This is a genomic window from Woeseia sp. D3-10, assembly GCF_055809415.1.
The window spans coordinates 139,951-163,123 of record NZ_JBVVTW010000007.1 but is presented as its reverse complement, the minus strand read 5'-3'; the positions used below and the strand labels follow the sequence as shown (position 1 = coordinate 163,123).

Here is a 23,173-nt window from a genome sequence, read left to right as displayed (position 1 = left end):
GTCTGCACGCCTGACGCTATGGTGAGGAGGCAACATTCAGTATAGTGAGCGGCGTTTCGCCCTCGCGACGTTGGCGGCCAGTTTACCTTACCCGGTGCGCTATCTGCCGGCGGACCCGAAAACCAGTCTCTCGTGTAAATGAAAATTTTAGTTAGCAATGACGACGGCTACCTCGCCACTGGCATCAATACCCTGGCGGAAGCCTTGGCCGATATCGGTGAAGTTGTCGTCGTCGCCCCGGACCGAAATCATTCGGGTGCCAGCAACTCACTGACTCTGCATTCGCCGCTCAGAATTCACAAGGTTCGCGAGAATTGTTACTGCGTGAACGGCACACCGTCGGATTCCGTGCATCTGGCCCTTTCCGGTTACCTCGATTTCGAACCGGATATCGTCGTTTCAGGTATCAACCACGGCGCAAACCTTGGCGACGACGTGATTTACTCCGGTACTGTCGCGGCCGCGATGGAAGGGCGGTTTCTCGGATTTCCGGCTGTTGCGCTGTCTATGGTCGGTCCGCGCGCAACCCATTTTGCTACAGCGGCGAAGATTGCCTGCGAGCTCGTTGAGCGTCTCGAGCGCGAAACGCTGGCAGCAGACACGATTCTCAACGTTAATGTGCCGGACTTGCCGTATTCGGAACTGGCGGGTATGCAAAGTACCCGGCTCGGTTTTCGGCACCGTTCGGAGCCATTGATCAAATCCAAAGATCCGCACGGTCGCACGATTTATTGGATAGGCCCGGCCGGAGACGGACAGGATGCCGGACCTGGCACCGATTTTGCGGCGATCGAGCAAGGTTACGTCTCTGTTACTCCGCTCAAAGTCGATCTTACGCGGCAAGACGCCGTTAAGCCGTTGCAGGACTGGCTGAACAGATGACGCCTGCCGACCCGGGTATTCGCGGCATAGGTATGACCTCCCTGCGCACGCGCGAGCGACTGGTGCAGCGCCTGATGGACCAGGGGATTCGTTCAGACGAAGTCCTGGGGCAGATCCGCCGTGTGCCGCGGCATCTGTTCGTTGATGAGGCGCTGTCCAGCAGGGCGTACGAAGACACCGCTTTGCCCATAGGGCTCGGTCAGACGATCAGTCAGCCCTATGTCGTCGCAAGGATGACGGAGGCAATGCTCGAGCACTTGTCGGGAGCCCGTCGGGTCCTGGAGATTGGCACGGGCTGCGGCTATCAGACGGCAGTGCTGGCGCCGTTGGTCAAAGAGATCCATACCGTCGAGCGCATCCCGGCACTGCTCCGCCGCGCCCGTCGCCAACTCAGCGAACTGATATTTACAACGTCCGTTTTCGCCAAGGCGATGGCTGGCTTGGCTGGCCAAAGTACGGCCCCTACGACGGCATACTTGTCGCGGCTGCAGCACCGAGAGTGCCTGTGCCACTGCTCGAGCAATTGAGCGAGCAGGGCTGTCTTATTATCCCTGTTGGGCCCAGCGGCCGGCAGGAGCTGGCTCTCGTTACCCGCAATGGCAATGAGTTGAATCAGCGTTCCCTCGGGGCCGTTAGCTTCGTGCCATTGGTTCATGGAAAGTAACTAAAAATCATGAAAATAGATTGCTTACTTAAAGTGAAAAGTAATTCCAGTTCTTCCGCCGGATGAAACTCTTCGGTGCCTTGTACGAGCGGGTCCTGAGCTGGTCAGTGCATCCCAGGGCTGAACAGGCGCTGGCCGGTATCAGCTTTGCCGAATCCTCGTTTTTTCCGATCCCACCGGATGTCATGCTGGCACCCATGTGCCTCGCGCGACCTGAACGCGCATGGCGGCTCGCTGCGATTACCACCATCGCCTCGTTGCTCGGCGGCATTGCGGGTTACGCCATTGGCGTGTTTCTGTTTGACCGCATTGAACCGTGGCTGATGGACAGTCATTACTGGTTGGCGTACCTGAAAGGCCGCGAATGGTTTGATACCTGGGGTATCTGGGCCGTCTTTCTGGCCGGCTTCTCGCCGATACCCTACAAGGTGTTTACGATAGCGGCTGGAGTAGCGGCACTGAATCTGCCCGGCTTCATCGTTGCGTCGCTGGTGGGTCGGGGAGCGCGTTTTTTTCTGGTGGCAGGACTGGTACGCGCAGGCGGACCCCGTATGGCTGCATTTCTGCCGAAGTACGTCGAACGCATCGGCTGGAGTGTTGTAGCCGTTGCGGTTGTGCTTGCCGCTGTTGGGATGAGTCGCTGAGTCCAGTGACTCTCGCATTGGGGCGAAGGAATGGCGAGCCATTGACATGAAGCCGGCGAACAGTATCAAGGGCGTGGTTGTCCTGTTCGTGTCCGTGCTCCTGCTGAGCGGGTGCGGGCTGTTCGACGGTCGGGACTGACGCATCCCGTGACGTGCATATCGTCCGCAGTGGCGAAACCCTGTTCACGATTGCCTGGCGATACGGGCGGGACCATCAGGATCTCGCGCGCTGGAATAATCTGGGTGACGGCTCGTTGATACACCCGGGCCAGGTGATCAGGTTGAATCCGCCTTCGGGCCGTGCTGCGACGGCCAGTGGCAGAGGCGCGAGAGCACCGGCGCCGTTGCCGCCGATTCCGGCTGGCCCGTCTCCGGCCTGGGCCTGGCCGAACGAATGGCAAGCAAGGTCGCCGTGGAATTCGGTCAGCGCCCGGGCGCCGGTACGGGCGTACTGGCTGGCGGGACGGGTCGGCCAGCCGGTCATTGCAGCGGCCGATGGTCGTATCGTGTATGCCGGCGGTGGACTAATCGGCTACGGACAGCTTATTATCATCAAGCACAACGACACCTACCTCAGTGCCTACGGGTACAACGCGTCGCTCCTAGTCAAGGAGGGCCAGACGATCAGGAAAGGTCAGCGGATCGCGACCATGGGTGAGGGGCCGGGACAACAGCCGCGACTGCATTTTGAAATCAGGCGCAACGGCAAGCCAGTTAACCCGCGACAGTATTTGCCAGCGAGATAATTCGACTTGTGACGCCGGTTTTCGGGCGTTCGCGGGCTGTTCCGAATTGAATCGGGAGAGGCGCCGTGGCTTATACGCAAAACCTGGACAGTGGCATTCCGTCGCCGCGTGATCGCGGCCAGCAATCTGGTACTAACGATCCCCCCATTGACACTGCGGACCGAAATTCGCGTGCACGCGTGGGCATTGATGCAACCCGCCTGTATCTGAACGACATTGGCGCGTCACAACTGTTAACTGCCGAAGAAGAAGTAACATTGGGGCGCCGTGTGCAGCGCGGGGACGAACGCGCGCGGCAGCGGATGATCGTGTCGAACTTGCGTCTGGTCGTGAAGTTGGCTCGCCGTTATCTCAATCGTGGCTTGCCGCTACTGGATCTCATCGAAGAAGGTAATCTCGGACTGATACACGCGGTCAAAAAATTTGACCCGGAACGCGGTTTTCGTTTTTCCACCTACGCGACATGGTGGATACGGCAAACGATCGAACGGGCCATCATGAATCAGTCGCGCACGGTACGCTTGCCGATACACGTCATTAAAGACATCAATATCTGCTTGCGTACTGCCTACAAACTCGGGCAAAAACACGCGGGCGAGGCCAGTGCTGCCGAGATAGCATCCAAGCTTGATCGCGACGTGGCCGACGTCGAGCGTCTGTTAGCGCTGCATGACCGTGTCATTCTGGGCTCGACCAGCAACGACGAAGAACGCAGCCCGCTGGAGGCATTGCCAGCCGCACGTGACGCCGAACCACAGCACTGCGCGCAACGCGCCGTAGTTGCAACCCTGCTGGATGACTGGCTGTGCCGCTTGAGCGACAAACAACGGGCAGTGGTTGAGCGTCGCTTCGGACTGCATGGCCACAACCGGTTAACGTTGGAACAGATCGGCAGCGAAATAGGTGTTACCCGGGAACGGGTTCGGCAGATCCAGTTGGAGGCGCTGCGCAATCTGCGCGGCATGATGGAAGATCAGGACCTGTCTTTCGATACACTGCTGGGTTAACGCTGGTCAGTCGATCAGCAATAACGCGGCAGGCCGGCGTCCCTCGGCCACCAGAATATTGAACGTGCGGCAGGCTGCCGGCGTGTCCATGACCTCCAGGCCAATGCCGCGCCGTGCCAGACCAAACATCAGGTCTCTGGGTGGGAAACGGTGCTGCCAGCCGGTACCAAGCACAATTACTTCAGGCTTCTCGACCAATAGTCGTTCCAGGGTTCCGAGGTCTATCTGGTCTATGGCCAACTCTGGCCAGTCACGAATCAGTGTGTCCGCGGTCAGCGCGACATTTTCCGTGAACGTTTCCTCACCGATCGTCAGCGCACCGCGTTCGATGCGTCGAATACTCAGATCGGTGTGATTGTCGCGGGTAAATTTCATTGATTTGCTGCGTTACCTGGGAATTTCGTCGCGCGGGTGCGCCGGAGGTCGTGCGCGGTTACCATTGGGCCGCCCGATATAGCCGGGCGGCATCACACAAACCTCGGCCGACTGTTCAAAGTCGGACGATATCACTTCAGGAAAGAAAGAGACTGCCCGTGCAAACGGGTCGGGACCCCAGGTATGGCCAAAACCGACGCCAACGCCATTGTTGCTTTGCCGTGCTCAGTTTCATTTGCGATGAATGAGGCGGGTTGTGGTCGCTGGCTTGCTCGTTCGGTGGCGAGTCAGCAGGCTGGCGATTGTACGGTGCTGCAACGGGTGCTCGCTGAACTGGCGCTGCCGACTCCCGAGACAGGATTCGCGGGATTGCGTTACTGGGGGCAAACCGGCGCGGCTCCTTCTGGGTGGCTGGCAGGTGCCGACCCGGTTTGGTTGCAGGCGGGTCTCGACAAACTCGATTTGCACGCGCCGACAGCGGATGACCTGGACCCCGATACGCTGCGCGAGCTTTTTGCAGACCTGCAACAAGCGATAGTCGCGGATGATCAGACCCATTTTGAGGCTGTCGGAAACGTCGGCTATCTGAAGTCGACGCAGCCATTTGCTACATCGTCGTTACCGGCTGACGTGATTAACGGCACCCGCCCGGACCCGTACCTGCCGAGCGGTGCTTCGGCCACGCGCTATTTGCAGTTGTGCGGGGAGATTCAGTTGGCGTTGCACGACCACAGCCGAAACTTGCAACGGGAACAGCGCGGTCAGCCGCCGGTGAACAGCCTGTGGCTGTGGGGCGGCGGTACCGTTGATGATCATGTACCCCGCGCATTACCGGCGCTGTACGCGAACGAACCTTTGTTGCGTGGCTACTGGTGGTATTCGCAAGCTTCGGTCAGTGACTGGCCCGGGTCACTCAGCCAGTGCGCAGCGGCCGGCAAAGGCCCGGTCGTGGCGGTCGTTCCACCGCCGGCCGCTGCTGATTCCGTGGATGCTGTTACCTCAGCTCTGCAGGAACTTCAGGCGTTGCAGGCGAACGGCCAGCTACCGGACATTGCACTGTTGTTTATGGATGGCGAGGTACTGCGCGTGCGGCGTAGCGATCGCTATCGATTCTGGCGTCGTTCACCAGTACTGCCGGTCGGGGGTGACGTATGACCGCAGGATCACGGCCATTTAATGACAGAAAGCCCGGTGTGGCCGCGATGCGTGAGCTGAGCGGCATTGATTCTGTGCTCGCTCGTGTTTACGCCGCGCGTGGCGTAGAAAGTGTGAATGACCTTGACTACGGTTTGCAGCACCTTGCGCCTGTCGGGTCGCTGGACGGCATCGAACAGGCTGTGGACCTGCTGCTGCAATACCGCGACAAGCGAGTGATGGTCATCGGCGATTTCGATGCCGACGGCGCGACCAGTACTGCTTTGGTCGTACGCTGCTTGCGCGGCTTCGGCTTCGCCGTTGTGGACTACCTGGTGCCGAACCGTTTCGCGTTTGGCTACGGTTTGACACCGGAGATCGTTGCGGTGGCGAGCGAGCGCAAGCCGGACTTGCTGCTTACTGTCGACAATGGGGTGTCCAGCATCGAGGGCGTAGCGGCGGCCAATGCGCTGGGCATGCAGGTGTTGGTCACGGACCATCATCTACCCGGTAGCGAACTGCCAGCAGCGGCAGCGATGGTGAATCCCAACCTGGCCGGCTGCGATTTCGTGAGTCCGAACCTCGCCGGTGTCGGTGTCGCTTTCTATTTGATGGCGGCACTGGGCAGGCGGATGCAGGCGGAGGGCCGCGATGGCGCTGCGAAAATCCCGGCGCAGTTCCTCGATTTGGTGGCGCTTGGCACGGTTGCCGACGTGGTCCGCCTCGACCGCAACAACCGCATACTCGTGCAACAGGGACTGCAACGGATTCGTGCCGGGCGCTGCGTGCCGGGTATCAAGGCGTTACTCGAAATTGCGGGACGCGTACATAGCAGGGTGGTCAGCACGGACCTCGGATTCGCAGTAGGCCCCGTCTCAATGCCGCCGGTCGACTCGAGGATATGTCCGTTGGTATTGAGTGTCTGTTGAGCGACGACGCAGCGCATGCAGAGTCACTGGCAGCCGAGCTGGATGAGATCAATCGCGAGCGCCGGGAAATAGAAGCGACGATGCGCGACCAGGCGTTTGAGTACGTGGACGCCATGGACGCGCGGCATTTGCCGCCCTGTGTTTGTGTTTACGATCCTAAATGGCATCAGGGGGTCGTTGGTCTGGTTGCGGCGCGCGTCCGCGAGCGGTGTCACCGACCGGTGATTGCTTTCGCTCGGGAGAAGCCGGGCGAACTCAAAGGCTCAGCAAGGTCTGTGCCTGGCGTGCATATTCGCGACCTGCTTGAAGCGGTGTCGACCGCGCACCCGGGCTTGATGGGCAAGTTTGGTGGCCATGCCATGGCGGCGGGGCTCTCGTTGCAGGAGCAGCACCTGGACGAATTCCGCAAGGCAGCATCACGGCAACTGAATCGTTTGTACCCTGAGGCAGACTTCAGTGGCGCTATTGCGACTGACGGTATGCTGCCGGCAACCGCACTGACGTTGAAGTTTGCGCAAACGCTCCGCGGTGCAGGCCCGTGGGGAGCGGGTTTTCCGGAGCCGCTGTTTCGTGGCGAGTTTCGCGTCCGTGAGCAACGGGTGGTTGGTGAGCGTCACTTGAAGCTGAGGGTCGAGCCGGAAACGGGCGGCCCGCTCATTGATGCCATTGCGTTCAATCAGGCAGAGCAAGGTTTGCGAGGGACCGTGCAACTCGTCTTCAAGCTGCACGTCAACGAGTATCCGCGGCATTGAATCGCCGCAACTGATCGTTGAACAGATCGTATCCATTCGCAGTCCTGTACCTCGTCCCTCGGCATGTTAATATGCCGCGTTTTTTGGCCACCCGCGCATTCCCAATGGAAATCAGTCAGATCCGAGCAAAAATTACCGACCTTACCGAACGCAACGAGGCGTTAAGGGGGTACCTTTGACTACGATAATAAGGCGGAACGGCTGACCGAAGTTCAGCGAGAACTTGAGCAACCCAACGTCTGGGACAAACCGGAACGGGCCCAGGCATTGGGACAGGAGCGAGCAACGCTGGAAGACATCGTTGTCACGCTGGACGAACTCAAGCGAAGTTTGGCCGATGCGGATGAGCTTCTGGAAATGGCTGTCGCCCAGAATGACATGGGTACGGCGACAGAGCTGGAAAGCGATCTCGGCAATTATGAATCCCGCATTGGGGCGCTCGAATTCCGGCGCATGTTCAGCGGCGAGATGGATGGCGCAAGCGCCTTCGTGGATATCCAGTCCGGTGCCGGTGGTACGGAAGCGCAGGACTGGTCGGAGACGCCGTTGCGCATGTATCTGCGCTGGGCGGAAACACACGACTTCAAAGCTGAACTAATCGAAGCCTCCGCTGGCGAAGTCGCCGGCATTAAGAGCGCGACCATCAGGATTGACGGTGAGTACGCTTACGGTTGGTTGCGCAAACAGAGACCGGCGTGCACAGACTGGTGCGTAAATCGCCTTTTGATTCAGGCAATCGCCGGCATACGTCATTCGCGTCTGTGTTTGTATCACCTGAGGTTGATGACGATATTGATATCGACGTAGACCCGTCGGATTTGCGCATTGATGTGTACCGGGCGTCGGGCGCGGGCGGTCAGCACGTGAACAGGACAGAGTCCGCTGTGCGTATTACGCACTTGCCGACGAATACCGTCGTGCAGTGTCAGAATGATCGGTCGCAGCACAAGAACAAAGCAACGGCGATGAGAGCAACTCAAGGCCAAGTTGTACGAACTCGAAATGCAGAACAGGCGCGCTCAGGCAGCGCTGGTTGAAGACAGCAAAGCCGACGTAGGCTGGGGCAGTCAGATTCTGGTCGTACGCGCCTGGACGCAAAGTCGCATTGAGGATTTACGAACCGGCGTAGAAACCGGCAACACTCAAGCTGAACTGGATGGTGGGCTTGACGATTTCATCGAAGCCAGCCTGAAGCAGGGATTATAAGTGTCCAATAGTAATGACAAAGACGAGAACTCGCTGATTGCCGAGCGTCGCCGCAAATTGACCGCGCTGCGCGAAACCGGCAATGCGTTCCCTAACGACTTCAGGCGCAATGCGCTGGCTGACGAACTCCATCTGACATACGGTGAGCAGGAAGGCGAGCATCTGGAGTCGGAACAAATTGAAGTGAGCGTCGCGGGTCGCATGATGGCGAAGCGCGTGATGGGCAAAGCAAGTTTCGTCAAGCTGCAGGATCGCAGTGGGCAGATACAGTTACGGCTTGAGCGTGATCATCTTGCGGACGGTGTGTACCAGGACTTCAAGAAGTGGGATGTCGGCGATATTGTTGGCGCACGCGGCAAACTGTTTAAGACCAACACCGGTGAGCTGACGGTACGCGCCGATGATGTGCGGTTGCTGACCAAGCCACTGCGCCCGTTGCCCGAGAAGTACCACGGACTTGCAGATGCGGAGACTCGATACCGGCAACGCTATGTCGACCTGATCATGAATGAAGACAGTCGCCGCGTATTCCACATTCGCACGCGAATTGTTGCCTATATCCGCGCGTTCCTCGATTCTCAGGATTACCTGGAAGTTGAAACGCCGATGATGCAGTCGATTGCTGGTGGTGCGAACGCGCGGCCGTTCAAGACCCATCACAATACGCTCGATATGGATTTGTTCCTGCGGGTAGCGCCGGAGCTAAACCTCAAACGACTCGTCGTTGGTGGTTTGAGCAGCGCGTAGCTACCAAATTCAACCGCAACTTCCGCAATGAAGGTGTTTCGAACCCGCCACAATCCTGAATTCACGATGCTCGAGTTGTATCGGGCATACGCGGATTACCGCGACCTGATCGATTTGCTCGAAGCGTCGGGCCTGAAAGGAATGACGCAGAGCGTTCTGGGGTCTACGGCCGTAGAGTACCAGGGCAGTACATTCGAACTTGGCAAGCCGTACGCCCGGCTGACGGTTGAGGAAGCAATCCTCAAGTACAACCCGGGGTTGGAAGTATCACGTTTGCGTGACCGTGATTACCTGGTCGAACACTGCAAGTCATTGGGCATACCGGTCAAAGACAACTGACGGTTGCGGCAAATTGCAGATTGAAATATTCGAAAAAACAGCGGAAGCGAAGTTGCATGAGCCGACTTTTGTAACCGCGTATCCAACCGAAGTATCTCCGTTATCACGCCGCAACGATGCCGACCCTTTCATCGTTGATCGATTCGAGTTCTTCGTCGGCGGACGTGAATTGGCCAACGGCTTTTCTGAGCTCAACGATTCGGAAGACCAGGCCGAACGATTCCGGGAGCAGGTCGAAAACCAGGCTGCCGGTGATGACGAGGCGATGGCATTTGATGCGGACTATATCCGTGCTCTGGAATTCGGTTTACCACCGACAGCGGGTCTGGGTTTGGGTATCGACTCGGCTGAGTTATGTTGCTGACAGACTCACCGTCGATCAGGGACGTCCTGTTGTTTCCCTACATGCGGCCTGAAGTTTGATCGGCCGGCGTTAATTCCTGGCCTGCACAGCTCAGCGTCTTGTCATGCAGATCGGCGGGTACCAGGGCGAGCAGCCAGTCTTCGGCACTAGCGACGACGACACCCGATTCCGCGTCCGCAAACCGGACCGGCTCGCCGATTGAAATCGGTGTACCGTCAAAGCGGTAACGGGCGACCCGGCGTTTAACCGAACCGAGATGCTCGGTACGGGCCACGATTTCCTGGCCGGGGTAGCAGCCCTTGGAAAAACTGATGGCGCCCAGTTTGTCGAGGTTCAGCATATGCGGTGTGTACTGTCCTGAGGTCACGTCGTTGATATCGCTAATACCGGCCTGAATTCGGCGCGCTGCCCATTGTTCTGTCGTTAGTGGCGCAGTAAAACCTGGAGCCTCAGCGCCAAACGCGGAGGCTTCGGCATACAGCTCGACGACCGATCTTTGCGCGTCGAGGCTGACTGTGATTATTCCGGATCGGCAGCGGCTGGCGTTAGCGGCCCGCTCCGGCAGAAGCTCCAGTGCGTCCAGCGTTGCCAGATCCTGTTCATTTGATAGCGCGATGGCCCGCCATTGCGCGGATACCGCTTGCAGCTCGAGGCGTGCGCGCAGGCGGTAGCGAAGCAGGCCGGCAATCACGGGTTGTGCAAGTGATTCCGGCAATACCATGCCTATGCCGTCGTTCAGTGCCAGCAATCTCAATACTGCGATTACGCGCCCTTTAGGGTTGCACCAGGCCGCCAACGGTGACAATTCCGTGCTTACGAGATTGAGGTCCTGGGTGAACTGGCCCTGTAAAAAGCCGGTGGCGTCGTCGCCAGTGGCGAGAATTTGAGTGTACATACCGGTCCATGGATGAAGGCAAATGCGCGCAGCCATTGGCTAAGCGAGTAAATAGATGGCACTCACTAACTGCGTCAATGAATTTCGTATGGCATAATTCGCGGATGAAAAAGCCCCGTAGAAAAGATCAACGAACCCATCAGCCACGATGCCGAGAACGCGAATGATACTCCGACCGACGACCACGGCAAGGCAGTACCCGTCGAGATCGGCGGGCGCGATGGTTTGGACCCGACTCGTTACGGCGATTGGGAAAAGGCCGGGCGTTGCATAGATTTCTGAAGATCGCCGAACACCCTGTACAACCAGACTGAATAGGAAGCTCCCCGGGACATGAGTAATCCCGGGCGACCGTTGTCGCCACACCTGTCAATTTACCGTTGGCCCATCACCATGACTTTGTCGATCCTGCACCGGATCAGCGGCATTGCTTTGTCGATCGGGCTGTTGATGTTTGCCTGGTGGCTGGTTGCGGCCTCCAGCGGCGATGCTGCCTATCAGGATGTCGTGGACTTTGCGGGATCAATACCGGGCCGGGTAATGCTGGTTGGTTGGAGCGCGGCTTTCTTTTTTCACCTGGCCAATGGCATTCGCCACCTAGTTTCGGGATCTTGGCTACGGCTTTGAACTCAAGACCGCGAATGCGTCTGCCTGGTTTGTCTTGCTATCGACCGTCGTGCTGACGGCTCGCTATTGGGTGGCGTTATGAGCAGTTTACGTTCGCCTTTGGGCAGAGTGCTGGGTGCTGGTTCGGCGAAAGATGGCACCGGCCATTTCTGGTCACAGCGTGTTTCTGCTCTCGGTATTGTGCTGCTTGGGCTTTGGTTCGTCGCGGCGTCTTTGGGTTTTGATACCGTTGACCGCAATGGCTTGATCGAATGGGTGGCCATGCCGATGAACAGTATTTTGCTGCTGCTGTTGGCCGTCGCACTGGCCTGGCACTCGAACCTCGGTGTTCAGGTTGTCATCGAAGACTACATACACGGACCGTTTCTCAAGGTGGTTTCATTGATTCTTTGCAAGTTTGCTCATTTGCTGGCGGTAGCGGCCGCTTTGTTTGCGGTACTTAAGATTGCCTTTGGCGCGTGCCGCATGAGCGATTACGAGTTTGTTGATCATAGCGACGATGTTGTTGTCATTGGTGCTGGTGGTGCCGGTTTACGCGCAACGTTCGGGCTTGCCGCAGGCGGGTTTCAAAACTGCCTGTGTAACCAAGGTATTTCCGACCCGCAGCCACACCGGTGGCCGCACAAGGTGGCATCAGCGCTGCGCTTGGCAATATGGGGGAAGACGACTGGCGCTGGCACATGTACGACACGGTCAAAGGTTCCGACTGGCTCGGCGACCAGGACGCGATCGAATACATGTGCAAGGAAGCGCCGGATGCGGTGATCGAACTGGAGCGCTACGGCGTGCCGTTCTCGCGTACCGAAGATGGCGCACATACCAGCGTCCGATTGGGGGCATGACCACCCGTTTCGGCGAAGGCACGGCACAACGAACTTGTGCGGCGGCCGATCGAACTGGTCACGCTATGTTGCATACGCTCTATCAGCAGTCGTTGAAGCACGAAGCGGAATTCTTTATTGAGTATTTCGCGATTGACCTGATCATGGAAGACGGCGCGTGTCGCGGCGTGGTGGCGCTGGATATGGCCACGGGCAAGCTGCACCGGTTCCGGTCGCATCAGGTAATTCTGGCAACCGGCGGTTACGGTCGCTCATACTTTTCCTGTACCTCGGCGCATACCTGCACCGGCGATGGCAACGCCATGGTATTGCGCGCGGGTCTGCCTCTCCAGGATATGGAGTTTGTCCAGTTTCACCCGACCGGGATTTACGGCGCAGGCTGTCTGATCACAGAAGGGGTGCGCGGCGAAGGCGGTTATCTGACCAATTCGGATGGCGAACGCTTCATGGAGCGATACGCGCCCAATGCCAAAGACCTTGCCTCGCGCGACGTTGTCAGTCGCTCAATGACGATAGAGATTCGCGAAGGCCGCGGCGTAGGCACTGAAAAAGATCATATTCACCTGCACCTGGAACACCTTGGGCCTGAGGTGATTCATGAACGCCTGCCAGGTATTGCGGAATCCGCGCGAATTTTTGCGGGTGTTGACGTCACCCGGGAACCGATTCCGGTATTGCCGACAGTGCACTACAACATGGGCGGTATACCCGCCAACTACAATGGTGAGGTCAGTCGCTTTGCGGGACGGCGATCCCGATGCCGTTGTGCCAGGTCTTATGGCGGTTGGTGAAGCCGCGTGCGTTTCCGTGCACGGAGCAAACCGTCTGGGTTCAAACTCTCTGTTGGATCTGGTGGTCTTTGGCCGTGCGGCAGCGAAACACTGTGCAGAAACGATGCAACCCGATGCTCGGCATAAGCCGTTGGGTGCTGATGCTGGTCTGAACAGTGTTGCGCGTATCGACAAGTTGCGGAACGCTGATGGTGAACGCAGCACAGCGGAAGTCCGCCTTGAGATGCAGAAGGTCATGCAAAACCATGCGGCGGTTTCCCGCACCGGCGAAACGCTGGATGAGGGCGTCGCCGCGCTGCGTAAGACATACTCGACATTCAGCGATGTGCGCGTTAGCGACCGTTCATTGATATGGAATACGGACCTGATTGAAACGCTGGAACTTGAAAACCTGTTGCAGAATGCAACAGCGACCATCGAGTCCGCGGCTAATCGAAAGGAAAGTCGTGGAGCACACGCTCGTGAAGACTATCCGGACCGTGACGATGAAAACTGGATGAAGCACACACTGGCATGGGTTGATGAGGGCGGTAAAGTCGCGCTCGACTACCGACCAGTGCATTTGCACACCATGACCGACGAAGTAGAGGTGGTGCCGCCCAAGGCCCGCGTTTACTAGAGCAAGCGTACACCCTACATTTTCAAACGATTATTGAACGCAGGAGCACGACGTGGCGGAATTCCGTTTACCGGCAAATTCTCGAATCAAGAAAGGCCAGCATTTTCCGGCACCTCAGGGGGCCAGCAACGTGCAGAGATTTGTGGTCTACCGCTATGACCCGGATAGCGGTGAGAATCCGCGCATGGACACTTATGAGTTGGACATGACTGACTGCGGACCGATGGTGCTCGACGCGCTCATCAAGATAAAGAACGAAGTGGATTCGACATTGACGTTTCGTCGTTCCTGCCGCGAAGGCATTTGCGGCTCCTGCGCAATGAATATCGACGGTAGTAACACGTTGGCCTGCACCAAGTCAGCGGACAGCGTTAAGGGCGAGATTCGGATTTACCCGTTGCCGCATATGCCGGTGGTGAAAGACCTCGTGCCGGACCTGACGAATTTTTACGCGCAATACGCGTCAATCAAGCCGTGGTTGCAGACGCGAACACCGGCGCCACCGGATCACGAACGCCTCCAGAGCAAAGTCGATCAGGAAAAAATTGACGAACCCGCCGCATGCATACTTTGCGCCTGTTGTTCGACCAGTTGCCCCAGCTATTGGTGGAACAGTGATCGCTATCTTGGTCCTGCCGCACTGCTGGCGGCTTACCGTTGGTTGGTGGACAGTCGTGACGAGGCGACCGGCGAACGGCTTGATGACCTTGAAGACCCTTTTCGCCTGTACCGTTGCCACACCATCATGAATTGTTCGCAAGCCTGTCCCAAAGGTCTGAACCCGGCCCGGGCGATTGCCGAGACCAAAAAAATGCTGGTGGAACGCCGCCACTGAGGTCCGCCAATGCGCTCCGGCAGACAGGCCACGCAAATCGCAGCTGCGCTGGCAGTGCCGGCGCGGCATGCGTGAGTTGGACGTGCTCTTGAGCGCATGGCTCGACGACCACTTTGACAATGCCTCTGACGCTCAAATGACGGGATTTTGCTCGCTTTTGGCGCTTCCTGATCCGCAACTGGCAGGTTATTTGTTGCAGGGGCAATCGGTCAGTGATCCGGACGCGGCAAGTGTCGTCAAGCTCATTCGAGGTGAATCTACAGCCTGACCCGGTCTTGCAACGTCGAGTTGCGGCCGGTGGTCTGAGCGCGCTCTTGATTGGCACGGTACTAATCGGTTTGCTGCCGATAGAGGCCGCTCTCCGCGTTAGCGGGGTCGCCGCCTGGTTGTGGTACTCGCTAGCGGAAGTCCGGAGCTGGTACAGCGCTGTTCGCGTGCTCGTTTCCTTGCGGTTCGCGACCGATGGTCAACTGGCACGGCTTATTCCAAAATGGACTATGGCAGCCGTTGCAGGTATTACCTGGCAGCCGGGTCACGTCCCGGCACGCATGGTTGCGGTTCTGGGCAATGAGACCTGTCGACTGGGGTGGGACCCTGCTGAGCGCAAAGAATGTGGGGGCGGACTGATTGGCGCCGATTGCAGGCCCAGCTTCGATTCCGTTGATGGTGGGCCGGGTTTTGGCCGCATAGCTAATACTGCTACTATCCGCGGACATCACTGTGTGGGTGGAGCCGCTCGCTGAGCCGGCCGGCGCGCTGCGGTGAGGGCTTGCGACCCAGATCACAAAACGAAACCAAAAATACTATGGAACACTGGGCATTGTGCGAACTTTCCCGACTGCGGTCGGTCTATCCCGAAGTCGATTGGCGAGCCCACTCGCAGGAGTGGGGCTGGCCTGCATGACGACTGAAAGTAACCGACGCCCAACTGGTCAAGCGGGTCCAGAAGGGTGACAAAGGCGCATTTGATCTGCTGGTGCTGAATATGCCAGCACAAGATCGTGAATCTGGTGATGCGGTATGTGCGAGACCCGGATCAGGCACTGGACATTACCCAGGAGGCGTTTATCAAAGCCTATCGGGCGTTGCCGCGGTTTCGTGGTGACAGCGCGTTCTATACCTGGCTGTACCGAATTGCCGTGAACACGGCCAAGAATTATCTGGCGGCCCAGCGTCGACGTCCGATGGACGTTGAGCTGGATATGCAGGATCCAGAACAGTACGACCTCCACGCAAAACTGAAGGAGACGGACACTCCGGAGGGCGTAACGTTGAGTCATGAGCTCAATGAAACCGTGGAGCGGGCTATTGCGGCGCTCCCGGACGACCTGCGAACCGCAATTGTTTTACGCGAGCTCGAAGGAATGAGCTACGAGGAAATTGCCCAAGCTGATGGAATGCCCGGTGGGCACGGTCCGGTCGCGAATATTCCGCGCCCGTGATGCCATCAGCAAGAAAATCGACAACCTTATCGACTAACGGTGAATTATGAATGACGCGCTGAAAATGCAAATTTCGGCATTGCGAGCGACGGCGAGCTGCCGACGGCTGAGGCTGAACTGCTGATCCGCCGATTGGCTGAGGATGTCGAATTGCGCGAGCAAGCCGACGCGTACATGACCATCGGCAGGCTGATGCGTGGTGAGCGCAGTGCGGCAGGCGCTGACGGATTACGGCAGCGTATAGCCGACGCGGTCGCAGCTGAGTCTGAATTGACGGCGGTAGCGGCGACCTGGAGCGAGAATCGCTGGGTTCGCTCGGTAGCAGGGGTTGCGATTGCCGCATCGGTGGCGATGCTGGCGCTGGTCGGACTCGGTCAGTTTGAATTGGGCAGCGATGGGCAAGGTCCTGCGCCGGGAGCGACGCAGCTCACTGCGGGCAACGCGGTGGCTTACACGGAGCCAGCCGTTGCGGAAGTTATGGCGGACCGACCCAGCGACCGATTGATGCAGTACTACCTCAGCCACGGAGCGACATCCGGTGAGCTTGGTGCCAACGGCATATTGTCCCGCCTCGTGACGTTGGAGTTGCGTGGTGGTGAACTGGTTGAAGTGAATCCGCAAGACAATGACCCTGCCTCTGCAACCGATGCCGCGGACGATGAGGATGGCGCAGTGGCCAGGGACGAATAAGCAGCATGCACCGTATCAGTCTGGCGCTGCCGGCGCGCACATGGTCCCGCGCTCTCTGCGCGGCGGTTACTTTCATTTTGGTAGCCGGGCCTTTGCACGCGCGTGGCAAGGCGTCGCCGAATGACTGGCTGGACCGCATGTCGTCGGTCGTGACGACTGTCGACTACGAGGGAACGGTTATCCGGCGTAAGAACGGCCGTTCAGAAGCGCTCAAGGTTGTGCATCGTGTGACCGACGGCGTGGTCCATGAGAAAGTAATCACTCAGGAAGGCAACGGCCTCGAAATCATTCGCAACGGCAACGAAGTGCATTGTATTTTGCCGGATCAAAAATCCGTTTTGATCGAACAGTGGAACGATCGCAGTACCCTGTTTTCTACGTTGCCAAGCAGCGAGGTTCGTTTCGGCAGCGAATACGATTTGTCGCTGGTTCGCGAAGAGCGGGTCGCGGGTCGCCGCGCAATGTTATTGGCGATTCGGCCACACGACGGCATGCGTTTCGGTCATCGTTTGTGGCTGGACCATGAAACCGCGTTTCCGTTACGGACGGAATTGGTGGGCAGTGATGGCACGCTCATCGAACAATTGAAATTTGCGGACATTCGCTTCGACTCGGTCATAAGTGATCAGGCGCTGGCGCCGTCGTTGAACCTCGATAATTTCACCTGGTATTCAGAGCCGGCCCGTCTGCAAGTTGTTGATGTGGAAACTGACTGGCACAGTGACGACTTACCGAGCGGCTTCCGCGCTGTGTCGACCCGAACTGAGCAAATGCCAGGGCTGGACAATCCGGTGACCCACATTGTCTACAGCGACGGCCTCGCGACCGTGTCTGTTTTCATCGCTGACGAGCAGGACGGCCAGAGCGCCGAACGCTACCAGGTCGGCGCGTCCAGTTCGTACAGCACCCACGTCGCCGGGCACCAGGTCACGGCGGTGGGCGAAGTTCCTGCCATTACCGTGCAGCGCATTGCGAGTTCGATGCGTCGCAAATAGCGCTGAATCCGGTAGTATCACCCGCTGAAGACACAGGCTGAATGCACCGTTGAAGGCGGGACTTTCCGAATGAATGCACCCATAGCACGAGTCACCGCTGTTTACGGCGCTCGCGTCACTGTGTCCGTCGATGCACCATTGGCCTGCGCTCGATGTGTAGCGGGGTAAGGGCTGTGGCGCAGGCCTGTTGGGCGGACGGGCAGCCGCGAAGGAATTTGAGTTGCCGTTGCCTGCAGGGGTCGCTCTGGAAGTCGGCGACGAAGTGACTCTGGACATGCGGCCCGTAGGCGCGCCTCTTGCAAGCATGCGCTGTGGGCGTATGGCTTGCCCTTGGCCGCTATGCTGCTTGGCCCTGCGCTCGGCCACTGGTTGTGGGGGCCGTTGTCGGACGCGCAGCTTGCGCTGGCTTCGCTGACGGGGCTGGCCATTGCGGTTGCTGTGGGGCGGCGTTTGTTGCTGAACAAGCCGTGCGCCGGGCAGCTCGTGCCGGCAATCAGCGGTCACAGGCCGCTCGCAACGTGAGTCGAGCGGGAAACACCGTACCCGTGTTCCAGGTTTACAGTCGCGCAGGATGTCATTTGTGCGAAGTGTTGATCGAGGAGCTGCTGGCCGTTGCTCGTGGACGCGCGGAGGTTGAGGTTTTGGACGTGGATACGCGTGAGGACTGGCGCGAACTCTACGGTTTGCGAGTGCCGGTGGTCGAGATGAACGGCCGCTTTCTGTGCCAGTTCGAACTGGACCGGATCGCCGTTAAGGAAGCACTGTCCGGACATGGGGCTTGAAACCCGCCGCCTCATTATTCTGCTGGAACGAAGAGCACTGCGCGAGCTGGCCCAGGCGCTGCGCGCACCTAGTTGAGTACCAAACTGTCCCGACCATGAAGCAGATTCGCAACTTTTCCATTATTGCCCATATTGACCACGGTAAATCGACGCTGGCTGATCGTTTCATACAGATGTGTGGCGGCTTGCAGGACCGCGAGATGTCAGAGCAGGTTCTGGACTCCATGGACATCGAGCGTGAACGCGGTATCACGATCAAGGCGCAGAGTGTTTCGCTCGACTACAAGTCTCCGGACGGACAGGTTTACCAGCTGAATTTCATTGACACACCGGGGCACGTCGACTTTTCTTATGAAGTATCCCGCTCGCTGGCCGCGTGCGAGGGCGCACTGCTGGTTGTTGATGCTGCACAGGGCGTGGAGGCGCAAAGCGTTGCAAACTGCGTTACCGCCATCGACATGGGGCTGGAAGTACTCCCCGTACTGAACAAGATCGATCTTCCGGCGGCTGACGTGGATCGAGTGATTCACGAGATAGAAGACATCATCGGAGTTGAGGCACAAAATGCCTGCCGAGTCAGTGCGAAGACAGGCCTAGGTGTCGCCGAATTACTGGAACAATTGGTGGCATTTATTCCGCCGCCGGTTGGAGAACCGGAAGAGCCTCTGCAGGCACTGATTATCGATTCCTGGTTCGACAATTACGTGGGGGTGGTTTCACTGGTGCGCGTGATGAACGGCAGCCTTAAGAAAGGCGCCAAGTTCACCGTCATGTCGACAGGGCGCAGTTACAACGCCGACCGGGTCGGCAAGTTCACGCCGAAAATGACGGATCGCAGCGAGTTGTTCACCGGGGAAGTGGGCTTTGTAATTTCCGCAATCAAGGACATATTCGGTGCTCCTGTCGGCGACACACTTACGCTGACCGCTCGACCGAGCGCGAAACCGCTGCCGGGTTTCAAACAGGTGCAGCCGCGTGTCTTCGCGGGTCTGTTTCCTATCAGCTCGGATGACTATGAGGGCTTCCGTGAGGCATTGCAGAAACTGCGATTGAACGACGCCGCCTTGCATTTCGAACCAGAAACCTCGGCGGCACTGGGTTTCGGCTTTCGCTGCGGCTTTCTCGGCATGTTGCACATGGAGATTGTCCAGGAGCGTCTGGAGCGTGAGTACGATCTCGATCTGATTACCACCGCGCCGACCGTCAGTATTCGAAGTTCAACAGACCAATGGCGAGATTATTTTTGTTGATAACCCGTCGAAGTTACCGCCAGCGAACGAAATCACCGAATTGCGCGAACCGATCATCAAGGCCAGCATCCTGGTGCCGGAAAAATACGTTGGGCCGGTCATTAAACTGTGTATTGAAAAGCGCGGCGTGCAGGTACAGATGCGCTACCTGGGTGCCCAGGTTTCGCTTGAATACGAAATTCCATTGGCGGAAGTTGTGCTCGAACTTCTTCGATCGCCTTAAGTCTGTCAGCCGCGGCTTCGCATCTTTTGACTATGAGTTCGTGCGCTTCGAAAACGCGTGGCATTTGGTACGTCTCGACATTCTTATTAACAAAGAACGTGTTGATGCATTGTCCATTATTGTGCACCGTGAGACCTCCACGCAGCGTGGCCGGGATCTGGTCGACAAAATGCGAGAATTGATCCCGCGGCAGATGTTTGATGTGGCGATTCAAGCAGCTATTGGATCGCAGATTATCGCGCGCAATACAGTCAAGGCGCTGCGCAAAAACGTTACCGCCAAATGCTATGGCGGTGATGTTTCGCGTAAACGGAAGCTGCTCGAAAAACAAAAAGCCGGTAAGCGCCGTATGAAGCAGATCGGTTCGGTCGAAATTCCGCAGGAAGCGTTTCTGGCTGTATTGCGGACAGACAAGTGAGATGTGGACGTGAACATTAATCTAGCGTTGTTACTGACAGTATTGACGGCGATTTCGGGGGTTATCGTCGCTTACAACATGTTCGTTGTGCAGAAGCGCTCGAATCCGCCTGGTGCGGTCGAGTCGTCAGTGATCGAGTACGCACAGTCGTTTTTCCCGGTGCTGTTGATGGTGCTGGTGATTTCTGCTCGTTCGTATTCGAGCCGTTCCGCATCCCATCAGGCTCCATGAATCCGACGCTGCTCCAAGGTGACTTCATTTTCGTCAAGAAGTACACCTACGGATTGCGCTTGCCTGTACTGGAAACCAAGATTATCGAGACAGGTGAGCGGCGGAGCGCGGAGATGTCGTGGTATTCCGTTTGCCGTCAGACCCGAGCATCAACTACATCAAGCGCGTTGTAGGTCTGCCAGGAGACAAGATTCAGTACCGTGACCATCAGTTACTGATTAATGGTGAACTGATGCCGCTGGGTACTGGCGCTGCATCGGCGGAGTTTCCGGGGTCGTTGCAGTTCACCGAAGTGCTCGGTGAGCGCGAACACGAAATCCTGGTCCGGAATCCGGGCAGCATGGCGCCAGAACAGCAATACACGGTTCCGGAAGGCGCTTGGGACTTCATGATGGGCGACAACCGCGATAACAGTCAGGATAGCCGCTATATCGGGACTGTTCCCGAGACGCACCTGGTCGGAGAGGCGGTGCGCATCTGGATGCACATGGACGGATTGAGCTGGCCGCGCTGGGAGCGGGTGGGCATGAAAATTCAATAATGTGGTGTAAATCACTGAAATTGCCATTAAAATCGGCTGAAATCCAACGCTATCAAAGGCGTTTCGGCGCGCCAGGCCGGGACTGACGGAGGCACATTGTGACGAGTACTACCGACCGCAGGGTCGCAACAGTCAACAGAAAGAACATTCGTGGCATGACCACGCTGGGAATGCTGATTCTGGTGGTGTTTCTCGGCATGTTCGCATTTGCCGCCATACAGCTGACGCCCGTGTACCTGAATTACATGAAGGTGGCCGGTGTCGTGGAAGGGGTCAAGGAAGAATTTGACAGTCAGGCACCGACGCTGAGCAATATTCGACGGTCGATCGAACGTCGCTTCAGCATTGAGAGTGTAGCTGTGCTGACGGCGAAAGACGTTAAAGTAACCCCGGATTCCGGAGGCTTTCTGGTCGCGGCGAATTACGACCACTCCGTGGCGTTCCTCGGTAACGTGTCGTTCACCGTACATTTCGAAAAGTCCGCGTTGATCCGTCGCTAGTCTTTGCCGCCATGGCGGCTGGCGTGATGGTCTGGCAGGATAGGCCTCCCGAAAACGAACCCGCGCCGCTCGTACAGGGCAGAGGCTTTACACCATTGGAAAACGCTGCCGCGTGGCTCGCCCGAACGCTGGACTACCAATTCGCTGATCCAGACCTGCTCGACAAAGCGCTTGAGCCCACCGCAGTGCGGTCGGCCAAAGCAACGAACGCCTGGAATTTCTCGGCGATGCTGTTCTGGATTTCGTCATTTCCGCCGAAGTCTATGCGCGCCGACCGGATGCCGATGAAGGTGACCTCAGTCGCTTCCGCGCCACGCTGGTTAATGACTCGTCACTGGCTGAGCTATCAGCCGCACTGGGAGTTGGTGAATATATCAATCTGGGCAGTGGTGAGAAAAAAACCGGCGGACATCGACGATCTTCGATCCTCGCAGATGCGCTGGAAGCTTTGTTCGGGGCTGTTTACATAGACCGCGGATTTGCAGCGGCAGAAACGCTGGTACTGCGCGTCTATAAGGAGCGTCTGGCGTCGCTGCCGGAGTCCGGGGATCTGAAGGATGCCAAGACCCAGTTGCAGGAGCACCTGCAAGGCATCGGTCTGGAATTGCCCAGCTACGAAGTCAGCGACGTCAGTGGCAAACCGCATCGGCGGCGTTTTGTGGTGACATGCCGGGTGTCAGCGTTAGAGCTTGAATCAACCGGGCAAGGCACGTCCAGGCGGATCGCCGAACAGAACGCCGCCCGCGAAATGCTCGCGGCAATCAAATCACAGCCGAAGGCTCAGTGAATGAATAAACCAGAACACCGCTGCGGCTTTGTCGCGGTAGTCGGCCGACCCAATGTCGGCAAGTCCACTCTGATTAACGCGATCATTGGTCGCAAGATCAGTATTGTCAGTCCAAAGCCGCAAACGACCCGGCATCGGATACTCGCGGTACACAATGAACGAGACAGTCAAACGGTATTTGTGGATACGCCGGGCTTGCATCTGAACGCGAACAAGGCCATGAACCGGATGATGAACCGAACGGCGGCCAATGCCTTGCTTGATGCGGACCTGGTACTGCTGGTTTGCGAGGCTGATCGCTGGACAACGGAAGATGAAGCAGTACTGGCACGGGTTCGGGAAAGCGGCAAGCCGACGATGGTTCTCCTCAACAAGATTGACCGAATCAAACAAAAAGAAGAATTGCTGGGCTTGATAGCTGCGATGAGTGAGCGCTACCAATTCCTGGAGATTTTGCCGTTGTCGGCGAAAGACGGTGAGAATATGGATCGCCTGTTGTCGTTGTTGCCGGAACGGTTGCCGGTTTCGCCGCCGTTGTTTCCGGATGACATGGTCAGCGATCGCAACGACCTGTTTCGCGCCGCAGAACTTATTCGCGAAAAATTGACGTGGGAATTGCGGCACGAGCTGCCGTATGGCCTTACGGTGCAGATCGAACGCTTTGACGACGAAGCCGAAGGTATCAGCATGCACGCGGTAATCTGGGTCGAGCGCGATAGCCAGAAGGGTATCGTGGTGGGCAAGGGTGGCGCACTTCTGAAAAAGATTGGCACACAGGCCCGCATCGAATTGAAACGGCAGTACCGACGTCCTGTGCATCTTGAAATGTGGGTCAAAGTTCGCGACAACTGGGCCGACAGCGACAAAGACCTCGCGCAACTGGGCTACGACGTTCCGTGAATGGCGAATCGAAGCT

19 protein-coding genes and 10 pseudogenes are annotated in these 23,173 nt (G+C 57.7%); 27 read left to right on the top strand and 2 right to left on the bottom strand.

Annotation, left to right across the window (positions count from 1 at the left end):
- Positions 1–138 precede the first annotated feature (138 nt).
- The 5 genes and pseudogenes from surE to rpoS all read left to right on the top strand — a co-directional run bounded on the left by surE (position 139) and on the right by rpoS (position 3,943).
- Positions 139–882 carry a 5'/3'-nucleotidase SurE gene (gene surE / locus AC0L8N_RS01515; RefSeq protein WP_473665807.1) on the top strand — a complete coding sequence of 248 codons (744 nt, stop codon included), beginning with the start codon at positions 139–141 and terminating at the stop codon, positions 880–882.
- Positions 879–1,546, top strand: a pseudogene (locus AC0L8N_RS01510) (protein-L-isoaspartate(D-aspartate) O-methyltransferase). The gene surE and the pseudogene AC0L8N_RS01510 overlap by 4 nt, the downstream one beginning before the upstream one ends.
- A 62-nt stretch (positions 1,547–1,608) precedes the next feature.
- Positions 1,609–2,190 carry a YqaA family protein gene (locus tag AC0L8N_RS01505; protein ID WP_473665806.1) on the top strand — a complete coding sequence of 194 codons (582 nt, stop codon included), beginning with the start codon at positions 1,609–1,611 and terminating at the stop codon, positions 2,188–2,190.
- 152 nt (positions 2,191–2,342) lie between these two features.
- Positions 2,343–2,936: a peptidoglycan DD-metalloendopeptidase family protein gene (locus AC0L8N_RS01500; protein ID WP_473665805.1), complete on the top strand. Its 594-nt coding sequence runs from the start codon at positions 2,343–2,345 to the stop codon at positions 2,934–2,936.
- 65 nt (positions 2,937–3,001) lie between these two features.
- Entirely contained in the window at positions 3,002–3,943 is a 942-nt protein-coding gene (rpoS, locus tag AC0L8N_RS01495; RefSeq protein WP_473665804.1) for an RNA polymerase sigma factor RpoS, read from the top strand.
- A 6-nt stretch (positions 3,944–3,949) separates the two neighbouring features.
- Here the strand turns inward: rpoS and AC0L8N_RS01490 are convergent, their stop codons facing one another.
- Positions 3,950–4,318 (bottom strand): Mth938-like domain-containing protein, encoded by a 369-nt coding sequence (locus tag AC0L8N_RS01490; protein ID WP_473665803.1) that lies wholly within the window; start codon positions 4,316–4,318, stop codon positions 3,950–3,952.
- Positions 4,319–4,501: 183 nt separating this feature from the next.
- On the opposite strand from AC0L8N_RS01490, the gene AC0L8N_RS01485 reads away from it, so the two are divergent.
- From AC0L8N_RS01485 to AC0L8N_RS01465, 5 genes and pseudogenes are all read left to right on the top strand, one after another.
- Positions 4,502–5,473 carry a hypothetical protein gene (locus AC0L8N_RS01485; protein ID WP_473665802.1) on the top strand — a complete coding sequence of 324 codons (972 nt, stop codon included), beginning with the start codon at positions 4,502–4,504 and terminating at the stop codon, positions 5,471–5,473.
- A pseudogene (gene recJ, locus AC0L8N_RS01480) lies at positions 5,470–7,203 on the top strand (single-stranded-DNA-specific exonuclease RecJ). The gene AC0L8N_RS01485 and the pseudogene recJ overlap by 4 nt, the downstream one beginning before the upstream one ends.
- A 34-nt stretch (positions 7,204–7,237) precedes the next feature.
- Positions 7,238–8,339: pseudogene (gene prfB / locus AC0L8N_RS01475) on the top strand (peptide chain release factor 2).
- A gap of 201 nt (positions 8,340–8,540) precedes the next feature.
- Positions 8,541–9,425 (top strand): annotated as a pseudogene (locus tag AC0L8N_RS01470) (amino acid--tRNA ligase-related protein).
- A 13-nt stretch (positions 9,426–9,438) separates the two neighbouring features.
- Entirely contained in the window at positions 9,439–9,789 is a 351-nt protein-coding gene (locus AC0L8N_RS01465) for an amino acid--tRNA ligase-related protein (RefSeq protein ID WP_473665801.1), read from the top strand.
- Positions 9,790–9,826: 37 nt separating this feature from the next.
- Here the strand turns inward: AC0L8N_RS01465 and ygfZ are convergent, their stop codons facing one another.
- Complete coding sequence (ygfZ, locus tag AC0L8N_RS01460) at positions 9,827–10,684, bottom strand: CAF17-like 4Fe-4S cluster assembly/insertion protein YgfZ (RefSeq protein ID WP_473665800.1); 858 nt, start codon at positions 10,682–10,684, stop codon at positions 9,827–9,829.
- 126 nt (positions 10,685–10,810) lie between these two features.
- Here ygfZ and AC0L8N_RS01455 point away from each other — a divergent pair, with 126 nt between their 5' ends.
- The 17 genes and pseudogenes from AC0L8N_RS01455 (at position 10,811) to era (ending at position 23,157) form a co-directional block, all read left to right on the top strand.
- Positions 10,811–10,966 (top strand): DUF1674 domain-containing protein, encoded by a 156-nt coding sequence (locus AC0L8N_RS01455; protein ID WP_473669995.1) that lies wholly within the window; start codon positions 10,811–10,813, stop codon positions 10,964–10,966.
- 51 nt (positions 10,967–11,017) lie between these two features.
- Positions 11,018–11,311 carry a succinate dehydrogenase, cytochrome b556 subunit gene (gene sdhC, locus AC0L8N_RS01450; RefSeq protein WP_473665799.1) on the top strand — a complete coding sequence of 98 codons (294 nt, stop codon included), beginning with the start codon at positions 11,018–11,020 and terminating at the stop codon, positions 11,309–11,311.
- Between the two features lie 78 nt (positions 11,312–11,389).
- Positions 11,390–11,689: pseudogene (gene sdhD / locus AC0L8N_RS01445) on the top strand (succinate dehydrogenase, hydrophobic membrane anchor protein); the annotation flags it as partial.
- Between the two features lie 87 nt (positions 11,690–11,776).
- Positions 11,777–13,563 (top strand): annotated as a pseudogene (gene sdhA, locus AC0L8N_RS01440) (succinate dehydrogenase flavoprotein subunit).
- Positions 13,564–13,615: 52 nt separating this feature from the next.
- Complete coding sequence (locus AC0L8N_RS01435; RefSeq protein WP_473665798.1) at positions 13,616–14,398, top strand: succinate dehydrogenase iron-sulfur subunit; 783 nt, start codon at positions 13,616–13,618, stop codon at positions 14,396–14,398.
- Positions 14,358–14,666 carry an FAD assembly factor SdhE gene (locus AC0L8N_RS01430; RefSeq protein ID WP_473665797.1) on the top strand — a complete coding sequence of 103 codons (309 nt, stop codon included), beginning with the start codon at positions 14,358–14,360 and terminating at the stop codon, positions 14,664–14,666. The genes AC0L8N_RS01435 and AC0L8N_RS01430 overlap by 41 nt, the downstream gene beginning before the upstream one ends.
- Positions 14,629–15,141: a hypothetical protein gene (locus tag AC0L8N_RS01425; protein ID WP_473665796.1), complete on the top strand. Its 513-nt coding sequence runs from the start codon at positions 14,629–14,631 to the stop codon at positions 15,139–15,141. Before AC0L8N_RS01430 ends, AC0L8N_RS01425 begins: the two co-directional genes overlap by 38 nt.
- Before the next feature lie 164 nt (positions 15,142–15,305).
- Positions 15,306–15,877: pseudogene (gene rpoE / locus AC0L8N_RS01420) on the top strand (RNA polymerase sigma factor RpoE).
- A 113-nt stretch (positions 15,878–15,990) separates the two neighbouring features.
- Positions 15,991–16,530, top strand: a complete 540-nt coding sequence (locus tag AC0L8N_RS01415) for a sigma-E factor negative regulatory protein (RefSeq protein WP_473665794.1) — start codon at positions 15,991–15,993, stop codon at positions 16,528–16,530.
- Between the two features lie 5 nt (positions 16,531–16,535).
- On the top strand, positions 16,536–17,525 hold the full coding sequence (locus AC0L8N_RS01410; RefSeq protein ID WP_473665793.1) for a MucB/RseB C-terminal domain-containing protein: 990 nt from the start codon (positions 16,536–16,538) through the stop codon (positions 17,523–17,525).
- 297 nt (positions 17,526–17,822) lie between these two features.
- Positions 17,823–18,047, top strand: a pseudogene (locus AC0L8N_RS01405) (SoxR reducing system RseC family protein); the annotation flags it as partial.
- A complete protein-coding gene (locus AC0L8N_RS01400; RefSeq protein WP_473665792.1) occupies positions 18,044–18,307 on the top strand; it encodes a glutaredoxin family protein in 264 nt (87 codons plus the stop codon). The pseudogene AC0L8N_RS01405 and the gene AC0L8N_RS01400, both read left to right, overlap by 4 nt.
- A 95-nt stretch (positions 18,308–18,402) precedes the next feature.
- Positions 18,403–20,198: pseudogene (gene lepA / locus AC0L8N_RS01395) on the top strand (translation elongation factor 4).
- A 9-nt stretch (positions 20,199–20,207) separates the two neighbouring features.
- A pseudogene (gene lepB, locus AC0L8N_RS01390) lies at positions 20,208–20,970 on the top strand (signal peptidase I).
- 98 nt (positions 20,971–21,068) lie between these two features.
- On the top strand, positions 21,069–21,470 hold the full coding sequence (locus tag AC0L8N_RS01385) for a DUF4845 domain-containing protein (RefSeq protein WP_473665791.1): 402 nt from the start codon (positions 21,069–21,071) through the stop codon (positions 21,468–21,470).
- Between the two features lie 211 nt (positions 21,471–21,681).
- Positions 21,682–22,257, top strand: a complete 576-nt coding sequence (rnc, locus tag AC0L8N_RS01380; protein WP_473669993.1) for a ribonuclease III — start codon at positions 21,682–21,684, stop codon at positions 22,255–22,257.
- Entirely contained in the window at positions 22,258–23,157 is a 900-nt protein-coding gene (era, locus tag AC0L8N_RS01375) for a GTPase Era (protein ID WP_473665790.1), read from the top strand.
- Positions 23,158–23,173 lie beyond the last annotated feature (16 nt).

Coding starts and splice junctions, on each gene's coding strand:
- surE (WP_473665807.1), top strand. CDS start 139: ATGAAAATTTTAGTTAGCAATGACGACGGCTACCTCGCCACTGGCATC.
- AC0L8N_RS01505 (WP_473665806.1), top strand. CDS start 1,609: ATGAAACTCTTCGGTGCCTTGTACGAGCGGGTCCTGAGCTGGTCAGTG.
- AC0L8N_RS01490 (WP_473665803.1), bottom strand. CDS start 4,318: ATGAAATTTACCCGCGACAATCACACCGATCTGAGTATTCGACGCATC.
- AC0L8N_RS01485 (WP_473665802.1), top strand. CDS start 4,502: ATGGCCAAAACCGACGCCAACGCCATTGTTGCTTTGCCGTGCTCAGTT.
- ygfZ (WP_473665800.1), bottom strand. CDS start 10,684: ATGTACACTCAAATTCTCGCCACTGGCGACGACGCCACCGGCTTTTTA.
- sdhC (WP_473665799.1), top strand. CDS start 11,018: ATGAGTAATCCCGGGCGACCGTTGTCGCCACACCTGTCAATTTACCGT.
- AC0L8N_RS01410 (WP_473665793.1), top strand. CDS start 16,536: ATGCACCGTATCAGTCTGGCGCTGCCGGCGCGCACATGGTCCCGCGCT.
- era (WP_473665790.1), top strand. CDS start 22,258: ATGAATAAACCAGAACACCGCTGCGGCTTTGTCGCGGTAGTCGGCCGA.